The 13018-nt window shown below is 65.8% G+C and carries 9 protein-coding genes; all 9 read left to right on the top strand.

Annotation, left to right across the window (positions count from 1 at the left end; genetic code table 11):
* Positions 1-72 precede the first annotated feature (72 nt).
* The 9 genes from BLT81_RS05395 (at position 73) to BLT81_RS05435 (ending at position 13014) form a co-directional block, all read left to right on the top strand.
* The gene (locus BLT81_RS05395; RefSeq protein WP_040421790.1) at positions 73-1029 is read left to right on the top strand and encodes a choice-of-anchor M domain-containing protein; all 957 of its coding nucleotides are present in this window, start codon (positions 73-75) and stop codon (positions 1027-1029) included.
* Positions 1030-1192: 163 nt separating this feature from the next.
* Positions 1193-3562, top strand: coding sequence for a choice-of-anchor M domain-containing protein (locus BLT81_RS05400; RefSeq protein WP_051011580.1), 2370 nt, complete (start codon positions 1193-1195; stop codon positions 3560-3562).
* Between the two features lie 162 nt (positions 3563-3724).
* Complete coding sequence (locus BLT81_RS13005) at positions 3725-5974, top strand: choice-of-anchor M domain-containing protein (RefSeq protein WP_197675222.1); 2250 nt, start codon at positions 3725-3727, stop codon at positions 5972-5974.
* Positions 5975-6107: 133 nt separating this feature from the next.
* Positions 6108-7646 carry a TIGR03773 family transporter-associated surface protein gene (locus BLT81_RS12930; protein WP_019194974.1) on the top strand — a complete coding sequence of 513 codons (1539 nt, stop codon included), beginning with the start codon at positions 6108-6110 and terminating at the stop codon, positions 7644-7646.
* Positions 7643-9139, top strand: a complete 1497-nt coding sequence (locus BLT81_RS05415) for an anchored repeat ABC transporter, substrate-binding protein (RefSeq protein WP_040421793.1) — start codon at positions 7643-7645, stop codon at positions 9137-9139. Before BLT81_RS12930 ends, BLT81_RS05415 begins: the two co-directional genes overlap by 4 nt.
* 38 nt (positions 9140-9177) lie before the next feature.
* On the top strand, positions 9178-10083 hold the full coding sequence (locus BLT81_RS05420) for a choice-of-anchor M domain-containing protein (RefSeq protein WP_019194976.1): 906 nt from the start codon (positions 9178-9180) through the stop codon (positions 10081-10083).
* Positions 10080-10826 (top strand): anchored repeat-type ABC transporter ATP-binding subunit, encoded by a 747-nt coding sequence (locus BLT81_RS05425; RefSeq protein ID WP_040421795.1) that lies wholly within the window; start codon positions 10080-10082, stop codon positions 10824-10826. The genes BLT81_RS05420 and BLT81_RS05425 overlap by 4 nt, the downstream gene beginning before the upstream one ends.
* Positions 10826-11674 (top strand): anchored repeat-type ABC transporter permease subunit, encoded by an 849-nt coding sequence (locus BLT81_RS05430; protein ID WP_019194978.1) that lies wholly within the window; start codon positions 10826-10828, stop codon positions 11672-11674. The genes BLT81_RS05425 and BLT81_RS05430 overlap by 1 nt, the downstream gene beginning before the upstream one ends.
* Positions 11671-13014, top strand: coding sequence for a choice-of-anchor M domain-containing protein (locus tag BLT81_RS05435; protein WP_083337251.1), 1344 nt, complete (start codon positions 11671-11673; stop codon positions 13012-13014). The genes BLT81_RS05430 and BLT81_RS05435 overlap by 4 nt, the downstream gene beginning before the upstream one ends.
* Positions 13015-13018 lie beyond the last annotated feature (4 nt).

The following is a 13018-nucleotide window of genomic DNA, read 5'->3' on the forward strand; positions in this document are numbered from 1 at the left end:
GACTATTGCAAACCGTTTCCAGTAGTTACTTTTATAAAGAATCCCAGTCGCCTCATAGGAAGGGTTCTAGATATGCACAGCTCAGCATGGGGCCGCTCTGCCATCGCGGCGATCGCAGCGGCCAGCCTCCTTGCCCCGGCTACGGCAACTGCCGAACCGACTACGTTTGTCACGGCACAGCCCGCGAAAACGGGCACCTGCGCGAACAGACCAATCATCGAACGCGGCCACGTGGACATCGCGGCCACCGGCGGAAAAACCGACCTCGGCATCGTCCTCAAAGACGACACCAACACCACCCCCGGCGTCAAAGAACGCCGCCTCGACAGCGTCATCCTCGGTGTCAGCGACACGGCCAAAAAGACCCGCAAAGACGTGTTTACCAACCCGTTCTTTAACTTCGTCGGCCTCGCCGGAGCTCCGTTCTATTTCCTCCCTAAGGTCGAGGACAAGGCACTCCTCTGGCCCGGCTACAACACCGAAAAGGTCGACTTCGCCGACATCGATGGCCCTGTCACCCTTCACATCGACATCGCAGGCGGACCCAAAAACGGCCACGTTGCTATGTTCCACGACGAGTTCGGCAAGTTCACCCCCCTACTCAACACCGCAACCCGCGACACCACCATCGACATCGACGACCCCACCCACGTCCACACCAACTGGATCTTCACCCAACCCGGCACCTACGCCCTCAACGTCTGGTACACCGCCCGCACAAAAACCGGCAAAGACCTCACGTCCGAAGTACAAAAGGCAACCTTCGCCATCGGCAACGACGCCGTCGCCACCGCAAAAGACACCAGCAACTGCACCACCCCCACGCCACAGCCCAACCCCGGCGACGACCACGGGACCGGCCCAAGCACCCCAGGGCAATCCGGCGACCAGTCCAGCGGCTCCTCGCTCGGCGCTGGTGCGACCGCCGGAATCGCGGCGGCGGCCGTCATTGGCGCCGGCCTGCTGGCTCTTCTCGCCGCCAACATCCCGGCCATCACCGGCTGGCTGAGCAACCTGACCGGGCGTTAAGCAGAATTAGCCGTCGCCGCCAATACGCCTGACACCGGGGGTGGGGCCAACAGAGCGTCGAAAAGCTCTTGAGGGCCATGTCGCCTCCGACCGAGCCTCACCCCACCTTTGACCTAGCCGCTTTCCCGAACTCGTTTTCACTTTGATCCGAAAGGACGCTATCGTGGGCACTTCCCGCACCGCGCGCCGCGCCACCGCCGTCGTAACCGCGCTATTCCTCCTCTCCCCCGTCACCGCCGTCGCCGGGCCCGACGACGGTAAAGCCATCGCGACCAAGAAACACATAGATGCTCCCAAAACCTTCTGGGAAGGCGACTCCTTTTCCTTAAAAACAAACCTTGGACATGGCAACAACGTTCCCCTCGAGGACACCGTCGTATGGGTCGGCAAAGGCTGGGGACGCGGCGCAAGCACGTACCAGTTTACGGTTCCAGACGATCCCGCCATGGCATTCCTTGGAGAAGAAGGCACGGTAGTCTACGCAGCACCGCAGAATCCGTATGGCACACGTGATCCCGTGTGGCTCGGCTATGGTGCCGACTCCGAGTTGCCCATCGACTCGTTCCTCGACAGCAAAGCTTCCCTCGACCTCATCTCCGTAAACGGGCCAGGTCGAGTGGACAAGTTTGTCTGGCACGAGGGACCATATGGTTTCCGGCACTTGCTTAGCTCCGCGAACGGCCCACGTTCGGTGTATCTCACCCGGGGAACCCACACGCACAACTACACCACATTCACGCGCCCAGGACGCTACGAGCTGACCTACCGCACCGTTGCCCGCGACCACAACGGCACCATCATCAGCTCTGAACTGACCACCCTGCCCATCCAAGTCGGCGGCAAACAACCCCACGACACCCCGACCCCCTCCACAATGGAGCGCTACAACAACGCCCCCGAAGGCAACCTCGCCGACGCAGGCTACACACTCTCCGTCGCCCCCAACGAAACCCATGAGAAAGACGGCGACGAACACCTGTCTACCCTGACCTTCACCGCCAAAGACACCTCCCTCGAAGGCACCCTCACCCTCTTCATCAACGGCTACTTCCTCACCGACCTCGACGTCACCAAAGGCACCGCCAGCTGGAACGAACACCTCGGCCCCCTCGACTCCACCCTGCAAGCCGTCTTCACCCCCAAGGGCACCACCGGCGCACGCTGGATCTCCCCCACACTCGCCTACACCAAAGGCAGCACCAATACGGTCACCTCTGACCACGGCAACGCCAAACTTGCCGAACCAACCAACGACCCCGCCAACACGGTCTTGCCCACCGAGGACTACACACCCACCACCCTCAACTACATTGCAACAATTGACCCGCTCGGGGAGAAACGTTACAAAGTCGCAGTTGAGTTCGAGGACACGAAGATTGATGGGTTCCTTCGGGGTGGGCTTTATAGCAGCCCAGCCGACACATTTGTGACGCACGAGTTCGAAACATTCATCAAGAATGGCCGTGCTGAGCTTACGTTCGAAGATTTCGGGTATTCGGACTACGAGATCCGACTCGAGCTCCTGCCTCACCCGCTGATCAACGCAGGTGGAGTGACGGCAGTCATGCCGGAGCGCCATTCAGATGGTAAGTCGCAACGCACACAAGGTGCCCTACTACCGGCGCTCACCACGTCTCCTCCCCCGACGACTAGTCCACTCCCCAGGCCGACGCCGGAACCGGCGCCCGGCGATGATCCTGAGGTGTGCACCCCGCGGCCCGTTATCGAACGCGGCCACGTGGACATCGCAGCCACCGGCGGAAAAACCGACCTCGGCATCGTCCTCAAAGACGACACCAACACCACCCCCGGCGTCAAAGAACGCCGCCTCGACAGCGTCGTCCTCGGCGTCCACAACAACGCCCGCAAAGAACGCACGGACGCATTCAAGGACCCATTCTTCGATATCGTCGACCCCAAAGGCCCCTTCTACCTCCTGCCCGCAACACAAAACCCCGACATCATCTGGCCCGGCTACAACACCCAAAGCATCGACTACACAGGCATCGACGGCACCGTCGACCTCCACATCAACATCGCAGACGGACCCAAAAACGGCCACGTCGCCATGTTCCACGACGAGCTCGGCTCATTCACCCCCGTACTCAACACCGCAACCGACGACACCACCATCAACATCACCTACGCCACCCACGTCCACACCAACTGGATATTCACCCAACCCGGCACCTACACCCTCAACATCTGGTACACCGCCCGCACAAAAACCGGCAAAGACCTCACGTCCGAAGTACAACAAGCAACCTTCGCCATCGGCAACGACGCCGTCGCCACCGCAAAAGACCCCCGCAACTGCACCACCCCCACACCACCGCCCAACCCCGGCGACGACCACGGGACCGGCCCAAGCACCCCAGGACAATCCGGCGACCAATCCAGCGGCTCCTCGCTCGGCGCTGGTGCGACCGCCGGAATCGCGGCGGCGGCCGTCATTGGCGCCGGCCTGCTGGCTCTTCTCGCCGCCAACATCCCGGCCATCACCGGCTGGCTGAGCAACCTGACCGGGCGTTAAGCAGGGGGAGCGCGACCCCGTACCCGTCGACACGCGTGCGCTCACAGCATCGCCGCACACTGCGCGCCGAACGGGGGTGGTCGCCCCCCCCTCTTTTATTGAAACTGTTTTGCATTAAGTAGATTCTAGGGCGTTCCAGCCTTGATCCGAAAGGACGCTATCGTGGGCACTTCCCGCACCGCACGCCGCGCCACCGCCGTCGTAACCGCGCTATTCCTCCTCACTCCCGTCACCGCCGTCGCCGGGCCTGACGACGGCAAAGCCATCGCGACACGCACCCACGTCGACGCCCCGAAGACGTTCTGGACAGGCGACGCGTTCACGCTGAAGACGTCTTACGGCGAAAACACCGTCAAAAACGTCGACGAAACCGCGATCTGGACAGGAAAAGGTTGGGGGCTCAACAGCAACAGCCAGTACCAATTCACGGTTCCCGACGACCCCCAGTTCCGCTTCCTGGGACAGCCGGGCGACGTCCTCTACGCCGCGCCCAACATCACGCATGGCAACAATGACCCCGTGTGGCTCGGCTTCGGCGCAAGCGATCTGCCGACCGAGAAGTTCCGTGACAACACCGTCTCGCTCGACCTCGTCTCCGTCGACGGCCCCGGCCGGGTGGAAAAGTTCATTTGGCGACGAGACAACGCGCCCGTCGAACGCCTGCTCAGTTCCTCCGATGGCCCGCGCTCCTACTTCCTTACCTCCGGTGACCACACGCACAACTTCACCACGTTCTCGCGTCCCGGCCGCTACGAGCTGACCTACCGCACCGTTGCCCGCGACCACAACGGCACCATCATCAGCTCTGAACTGACCACCCTGCCCATCCAAGTCGGCGGCAAACAACCCCACGACACCCCGACCCCCTCCACGAAGGAGCGCTACAACAACGCCCCCGAAGGCAACCTCGCCGACGCAGGCTACACACTCTCCGTCGCCCCCAACGAAACCCATGAGAAAGACGGCGACGAACACCTGTCTACCCTGACCTTCACCGCCAAAGACACCTCCCTCGAAGGCACCCTCACCCTCTTCATCAACGGCTACTTCCTCACCGACCTCGACGTCACCAAAGGCACCGCCAGCTGGAACGAACACCTCGGCCCCCTCGACTCCACCCTGCAAGCCGTCTTCACCCCCAAAGGCACCACCGGCGCACGCTGGATCTCCCCCCCACTCCCCTACGCCACAGGCGCCACCAACACGGTCACCTCTGACCACGGCAACGCCAAACTCACCGAACCGACCAACGACCCCGCCAACACGGTCTTGCCCACCAAGGACTACACACCCACCACCCTCAACTACACCGCAACGATCGAGCCGGCTGGGAAGGGCAAGGGGAAAGTCACCGTCGAGTTCGAAGACAAACGCATCCGCGGCTTCCTACGCGGCGGCCTCTACGATAAGAAGGACGACGAGTTCGCATCGGTTGCTTTCGAAGGCACTGTAGAAAACGGCCGCGCGGAGTACGTGTTCGAAACATACGACGACTTCAACGGCGCCACCGCCCGCCTGGAGGTTGTGCCTCACCCCACGGTGGCGGCCTCGACCGGGGTCCTCACTATGCCCGCCCCCTATTCTGTATCGACCACACTCACCGCCGAGGGTGCTCTCGGAGCCGCGGGCTCCCAGCCGAAGCCCACGCCCAGCCCCGATCCTGAGGTGTGCACCCCGCGGCCCGTTATCGAACGTGGCCACGTGGACATCGCAGCCACCGGCGGAAAAACCGACCTCGGCATCGTCCTCAAAGACGACACCAACACCACCCCCGGCGTCAAAGAACGCCGCCTCGACAGCGTCGTCCTCGGCGTCCACAACAACGCCCGCAAAGAACGCAAAGGTGCCTTCTCCGACCCCTTCTTCGACGTCGTCGGCCCCAAAGACTCCCCCTTCTACCTCCTGCCCGCAACACAAAACCCCGACATCATCTGGCCCGGCTACAACACCCAAAACATCGACTATGAAGGCATCGACGGCACCGTCGACCTCCACATCGACATCGCCGACGGCCCCAAAAACGGCCACCTCGTCATGTTCCAAGACGAATTCGGCGGATACACCCCCTACTCAACACCAAAAACGGCGACACCACCATCGACATCAGCCGCCCCACCCACGTCCACACCAACTGGATCTTCACCCAACCCGGCACCTACACCCTCAACGTCTGGTACACCGCCCGCACAAAAGACGGCAAAGACCTCACGTCCGAAGTACAAAAGGCAACCTTCGCCATCGGCAACGACGCCGTCGCCACCGCAAAAAACCCCAGCAACTGCACCACCCCCACGCCACAGCCCACCCCCACACCACAGCCCAACCCCGACGACGACCACGGAACTGACCCAAGCACCCCAGGGCAATCCGGCGACCAGTCCAGCGGCTCCTCGATCGACCCGTACTCCGTGATTGGCGTGGTCATGGCAGCTGTCTTTGGCTTGGCAGTGGTCAACTTTTTCGCTCAGCACGCTCCTGCTCTCGCCGCGTGGTTCACCTCACTCTTCCGCCGATAATGCACGTAGAAAGGACACAGTTTCCTCCCATGGCACCGACCAAACTCGCGCCATCGTCTCTCTTGCTGCTGCTTCTGATCGTGGTGGGCTTCGCCCCGCCTGCCGCGGCGCAAGGGCTGGCGTTTGACTCCGGCCACATCGACGCGTTCAACGTCACCGCGGACGGCGGTGGTCTCGTCCTCGATCTGAAGGAGGACGTGACGGGCAGCCACGTGCGCCACGCCCCGGAGGACGTCTCACTCGTAGTCACGGACGCCGCATGGTCGGATGCCACGGCCGCCGTCGACGGGATCGGCCAGGCCACCTATTACCTGCCCCAGACCCAAAACCCGAACATCATCTGGCCGGGGTGGGATACCCAAGCCGTGGTCGCCGGCGGGTTTTCCGCCATCGACCTTGTGTTCAACGAGGTCAGCGGCCCCGGCGACGTGTTTGTCTTCGAAACCGCGGGCCTCGGCGGGATCAACCCCGTCACCAATGACGGCTCACTCGCGCTGACCAGCGGCTCCGTGATCACCCAGGCGAACCCAGCCCACCGGCACGTCAACTGGGCGTTCACAGAGCCCGGCGTGTACACCATGCGCGTCAACGCCTCCGGCAACGGGGTGTCCAGCAACACAGCGACCTACACCTGGGTCGTCGGCGACGGCAGCGGTGCCCCCGCCCCGGCGGCAGCTCCCGCCCCCGCAGCGGGCGCCACGACCCCCGCAACGAACCCCGGAACAAACCAAGGCGGCGCCGCAGCGCCCGCTGCCGGCCAGAAGTGCACTCCAGGCATCATCCCGATGATCAAGGACGATCGCAGCGTTCCCCCGGTCTGGCGCTCGCCGAGCGAGCTTTCCTTCGGGCTGGGCGATGCGGCGAAGAAGAATCTGCCCGAACCCGTCGGCCCTGTCCCGGCGGGCGAGGCATGGATGATCGGCGCCGTCCAAGAAGCCGGTGTTCCCTGGCTTGGCGCCAACACGCAGCACCCGAGCATGCTGGAGAACCAAGTCGGCGATGTCACGTGGGAGCTGACCTCCTTTGACGGGCCCGGCACCATGGTCGTGTTCACGCAGGGCGGCCTCGGCCAGATCATGGGCGAAGAATGGTTCCGCGGCGGCGACGGCCGCGGCCAGGGCTCGCACACCATCGCGCCGAACACGCACGTCCACCCGATGTGGCTGTTCAGCAAACCCGGCACCTACAAGGTCGGCATCCGCCAGTCCACGGTGAAGGACGGCACGACGTATTCGGGAACCGACGTCATCACCTTCCACGTTGGACAGGGCGGCGACGCCAACGACGGCCACTTCGACCTGGGCGGCCACTTCGACCTGGGCGGGCAGTTCGATCCGGCTGGCGGAGACTGCGCGGCGGGCGCGGCGAGCGCAGGAGGCACCGCCGGCGATGCCTCCGGTACAAACGGCGCGCCCGCCGCTCAGAACCGGCCCCAGGCGCAGGGCACTCTGGCGGACACCGGGACTACGCCTATGACACTGCCGTTCGCCATCCTCGGCCTCGGCCTGCTGGTGTTCGGTATCGGCGTTGCGCGCTTCTCCTACGCGATGGGCAGGGCACACCGGTGAGGCAGCGCGCAGTAGCCCTCGCCGTTAGCCTTCTTGCCGCCGCGCTGGGCACCACAGCGTGCTCCTCGGCTCAGGCCAGCCAGGATTCGGCGGGCGCAGGACCCTCCGTCGTGGCCACGACTACGATCCTGGCGGACCTCGCATCCAACGTTGCGGGCGAACGCGCCTCGGTGCGCTCTCTCATCCCGCCGGGGGCGGACCCCCACTCCTACGAGCCGGGTCTGCGCGCGGTGCGCGACATTGCCAACGCCGACCTCGCCCTCATGAACGGCCTGCTCCTGGAGCCGGCGCCGCTTGTGGCCACGGTGGAGCACTCCACCCCAGAGGGCACGCCGGTTGTGCCAGTTGCGGAAAACCTCGCCCGGTACGGCACGGAACTTGTCACCCTCGTAGAAAACGTCGCCCTCGACGCGGTCTGGCTCGGCCTGCGGGTCGCAGGCACGAGCTTGTCGACGACCGACCACGTCACCGTGACCCTCACCGACGCGCGCGGGCCCGGCGACGTCGCGGCCTACATCACCTCGACGTTCGGCCAGCCCGAGGTACTGTTCAACAGCGCCGACGGTCTGGATGCGAACGATGAGGTCGCGCTGCCCGAAGGCGCGCACACCCACGTGTCGTGGGCGTTTAGCGCACCCGGCGTCTACGAGCTCGACGTTGCCGCGAGCAACGGCGAGTCCGCGACCATCACGGTGGCCGTCGGCGTGGACCCGGCGACGTCGAGCCCCATCTCCGACCCCGTGATCCTCGATTCCGGACACGTCGATATCACCGCGGGCGGAGGCGCCCTCGAGCTGGTCCGCGACGCCGACTTCGGCGCCAAGGAGTCGCTCGACCCGGCGCGCGCCGTCGTCGCGGTGCCGGGCACGACGCTGCAGCCGATCCCGGGTGACCCGGCGTTTCGCTTCCTGGGCCGCCCGGGGTCGGAAACGTACCTGCTGCCGCAGGCCGTGCTCGGCCGCCACGTTCACGGGGAGAGCGACCCGCACGTGTGGCACGACGTTTCGGCTGCCGCGGCGATGGTGCAGGTGATCCGCGACGAGCTGGTGCGCGTCGACCCCGCCGGGGCGGCCGAGTACCGCAGTAATGCGGACGCCTACCTGGCGGAGCTGGCGGAGGTGGACGCGTATGTGCGCGAGCGCATCGCCGCGATCCCCCCGCAGAACCGTCATTTGGTGACCACCCACCACGGCTACGCCTACCTCGGCCGCGCCTACGGGGTGTCCATCGCTGGGTTCGTCAGCCCCAACCCGGCGGTGGAGCCGACCCCGCGCGACCTCATCGCCTTGACCCGCACGTTGGAAAACCTCAAGGTTCCGGCTGTGTTTCTCGAACCTCAGCTGGCGCGACAGTCCTCTCCGTTGACGGAAACCGCGAGGGACCTTGGCATCGCAGTGTGCCCGATTCGCGGTGACACCCTCGACGACGAGGCCCCGACCTACAGCGATTTTATGAAGCAGAACGCGGACAGCCTAGCTCGCTGCTTGTCCTAGACACCCACTCACGTTTGCATACGAAAGAAGATTTTCCCATGTTTTTACGCACCCGCGCCGCCGCTGTAACCGTTGCGGCCTCCCTTGCCCTCTCCCCCGCCGCTTTCGCGGCGATGGCTCCGGTCGACCCCGCCCTCAAGCAAACGGTGACGGCGGACGAGGCCGTCGCAGACCCGGGGACCGCCGCGACCGTCGAGGCGGGCCACGTCGACCTCGGACCGCTGCCGGGGGCGAACCCGGGTGAGTTCGATCTGCTCGCGCGCGACGACACGGCCGTTCCCCCGATCTGGCGCCACACCGACGACGTGGTTCTGCGTGTCGGCGACGCCGCAGCCCAGACCCTTCCCGACAACGAGCAGTTCGAGTTCATCGGCGCGCAGCCCGGCGCGTCGGTGTGGGTCGTGCCGCAGACGGAGGTGCCGGGCGTCCCGTGGCTGGGGTGGAATACGCAAAACCCCGACCTCATCAGCGCTGCCGACCGGGGGGTGACCTTCGAGTTCGCCGGCCATCAGGGCCCCGGCCGGTTCAGCCTCTTCCTGCAAAACGGCGGTTTCGAGCCGCCTCAGGTGCTGTGGAACTCGGACGCAGAGGGAGCGCAGCCCTTCTTCGCCGAGCTGAACACGCACACGCACGCCAACTGGGTGTTCACCGAGCCGGGTATCCATCAGGTGGCTTTGCGCGTGACCGTGCCGCTTCTCGACGGCGGAGAAACCTCCGCCACCAAGGTCATCACTTTTGCTGTCGGCGACGCCACCGACGTCAACGCCGCGCAGCAGGCGCAGTGGCAGGGCGATTTCCGCGCCGCCGCTGAGTCCGACGCGGGCGCGGGCCCGGGCGCCTCGGAGGCGTCGAACGCGTGGTGGCTGGCGGGCGCCGGCGTGCTCGTTCTCGTGGTCGTCGCCGTCGCGCTGGTGGCCGTGCGGCGCAAGGGTGGGCGTCGATGAGCGTGCTAGAGGTTGAGAACCTGGCGGTAACTCTTGCTGGCAGGCCCGTGATCCGCGACGCCTCCCTCACGGTCGATGCGGGCGAGTTCGTCGGTCTGCTTGGACCGAATGGCGCAGGCAAAACGACGCTCATGCGCTCCGTGCTGGGGCTCATCCCGATCGACTCCGGCCGCGTCGAGGTGTGCGGGACATCGGGCCGTGCGGTGCGCGAGCTCATCGGATACGTGCCGCAGCGCCACGAGGTTGCGTGGGACTTCCCCATCGACGTGCGTACCGCCGTCATGGGCGGGCGCACCGGCCTGATCGGTTTTTTCCGCCGCCCGCGCGAAGCGGACCACGCCGCGGTCGACGAGGCCCTTGAGCGCGTGCGGCTCACCGAGCTGTCGCACCGCCCCATCGAAGAGCTCTCCGGCGGGCAACGCCAGCGCGTGCTCGTCGCGCGCGCTCTGGCCACGCGCCCCACGGCGCTGCTTCTCGACGAACCCTTCACCGGCCTCGACATCCCCAGCTCAGAGCAGCTACTCGACCTGTTCGACGAACTCGCCGGGCAGGGCACCGCGATCGTGATGTCCACCCACAACCTTGCAGAGGCCGTCCACGCCTGCCACCGTCTGGTGCTGTTTAACCGCACGGTTATCGCCGAGGGGCCGCGCGCGCGTTTGACGGTCGCGCAGCCGTGGATCGACACTTTCGGCGTGCGCCCCGACTCGCCCCTGTTATCCTCCGTGGGGGTGCAGGCCTAATGCTCAGCCCTGTCGAGTTCGTCTCCGACCTCGCCAACCCCGCTCTCGGCTTCTTGCCGCGCGCTCTGGTCATCTCCATCATCGTCGCCGCGGTGTGCGGCGTGGTGGGAACACACGTGGTGCTGCGCGGCATGGCGTTCATTGGTGACGCCGTCGCCCACGCCGTCTTCCCCGGGATCGCGATCGCTTTCGCCCTCGAGGTGTCCATCCTGGCGGGCGGGGCCGTCGCCGGTGCGACGGTGGCGCTGCTCATCGCCGTGTTTTCCCAACGCCGCCGGGTGAAAGAAGACACGCTCATCGGCATCTTCTTCGCCGCCTCCTTCGCCCTCGGTCTGGTCATCATCTCGCGGGTGCAGGGCTACACCGGTTCGCTAACCAGCATCCTTTTCGGCTCCATCACGGGCGTGTCCGAGGCCGATATTCTGGTGGCCTTCGTCGTCGGGGTGGGCGTCGTCACGCTGCTCATCGCCCTGACCCCGCAGCTGACCGCCCTGGCCCTCGACCGCGAAACCGCGCGGGCGATGAACCTGCCTGTCTTGCTGCTCGATGTGATCCTCTATTTGGCTGTGACGGCCGCGGTGGTGATCTCGCTGCGCACCATCGGCAACATCCTCGTGCTTGCGCTGCTCATCACACCGGCCGCTACCGCGCGGCTGCTCACCAACCGACTGCCGTCGATGATGGCGCTCGCCGCCCTCATCGGCGTCGGCGGGTCTGTGCTCGGGCTGTATCTGTCCTGGGCCCTCGATGCGCCGGCCGGCGCGACGATCGTGCTCACCTTGACCGCCGTCTTTCTGCTCACCTGGGTTGCCAACCCCGTCCGATTCCGATCGAAAGTACCCGCATGAAACGACTCGCTTCCGTACTCCTCGCCACATCTTTCGCCGTCTCTCCCCTGCTTATGGCCCCGCCGTCCTTTGCCGCCGAGTCAACGGTGTGCGACACGGCCGTCGACGTCGGCCACATTATCCGCAACGGGCACCAGGACCTGCGCCCCCAGCCGAACGGCACCGTCGTCGTGCGTGACGAAGGCACCGACCGCGCCTCGGGCACCTTCTCCTTCGCGGTGCCGGAGTCAACGCACCGGAAGATCCCCGACTCCGCCCTGCCCTCACCCATGTACTTCCTGAGCGCCACGCAGGCGCCCGATCTGCCGTGGTTCGGGTTTTCTGCCGAAGAGATCGACACCACCGCGACGGTCTCCTTCGCCTCCGTGGAAGGCCCCGGGCGCGTCCTCGCGTGGACCTCCTCTCTCGGCGAGACGACGAAGGTTCTGCTCGACAGCGCCTCGCCGAGCTCCAGGATCGACCTCAACGTACGCCAGCACCTCCACGTCAACTGGGGCTTCACCGAGCCAGGCGCCTACTCCGTCACGTTTGAGGTTGCCTTCGGCGGCCACACCGACACCCTGACCACGCTGTTCCTCGTCGGCGACAAGACCCTCGCTGAGGCAGACGGGGGCAGCGTCACCGTCAGGTGCGTGGAGCAGGACACACTCCCCCCGAGCACCGGCGCATCTCGCCCCGACGAGATCGCCCGCAGCCTCAACGGCATCACCAGGGAATTCACCGCGCTGGATAAGGCATGGGGTGGCTTTACCTCCCAGGTGCTCAAGGAGATCTACCCCTCGACGACCGCGACAGCGCCCTCAACGGCGCCCACCCAGGCGCGGCGCGCCCCCGCCGGGGAGCCCACGAGCCAGTCCGGCCGCGCTCCGGCCGCACCGGCGAGCGGGCAGGCGCAGTCTGCCGGCGCACCTGCCCGCGCGGCGTCCACGGCGAACGGGGCCGGCGGTAATACGGCCAGCGGGAACGGGGCCAGCGGGAATACGGCCAGCAACGCTAAACCTGCGTCCAACGCGGCGAAGCCCGCTGCGAAGCCCGCCGCGTCCCAGGCCACCGCGGCCGCCCCCTCTACCGCGGAGCCCATCCCCGACGCCCCCCAGGCGCAGGGGCAGGCCCCGCCCAGCCGGTGGCCTACGCCGCGCCGGACACCGAGACCACCGCGGCCGCCGCGTGGCGCCAGGGCCCGTGGTGGTCCGGCCTGGTCATGGGGCTTGGCATCTCGTCCCTCTTCGCGGGCGTGCTGTTCTTCTTCAGCGCCCGCCGGGTGCTCGCCCACCTCAACGACCGCGGCTGACAGCCGCCAAGCTGAGAGCCCGATTAGGCACAACCGCGTCGGCGGGTAAGATT

Origin of the sequence: Corynebacterium timonense, from assembly GCF_900105305.1 — a bacterium.
GTDB lineage: Bacteria > Actinomycetota > Actinomycetes > Mycobacteriales > Mycobacteriaceae > Corynebacterium > Corynebacterium timonense.

What these genes read in the sequence shown, in the direction of transcription:
- BLT81_RS05395 (WP_040421790.1), top strand. Translation starts at nt 73, where the DNA reads ATGCACAGCTCAGCATGGGGCCGCTCTGCCATCGCGGCGATCGCAGCG.
- BLT81_RS12930 (WP_019194974.1), top strand. Translation starts at nt 6,108, where the DNA reads ATGGCACCGACCAAACTCGCGCCATCGTCTCTCTTGCTGCTGCTTCTG.
- BLT81_RS05420 (WP_019194976.1), top strand. Translation starts at nt 9,178, where the DNA reads ATGTTTTTACGCACCCGCGCCGCCGCTGTAACCGTTGCGGCCTCCCTT.
- BLT81_RS05425 (WP_040421795.1), top strand. Translation starts at nt 10,080, where the DNA reads ATGAGCGTGCTAGAGGTTGAGAACCTGGCGGTAACTCTTGCTGGCAGG.
- BLT81_RS05430 (WP_019194978.1), top strand. Translation starts at nt 10,826, where the DNA reads ATGCTCAGCCCTGTCGAGTTCGTCTCCGACCTCGCCAACCCCGCTCTC.
- BLT81_RS05435 (WP_083337251.1), top strand. Translation starts at nt 11,671, where the DNA reads ATGAAACGACTCGCTTCCGTACTCCTCGCCACATCTTTCGCCGTCTCT.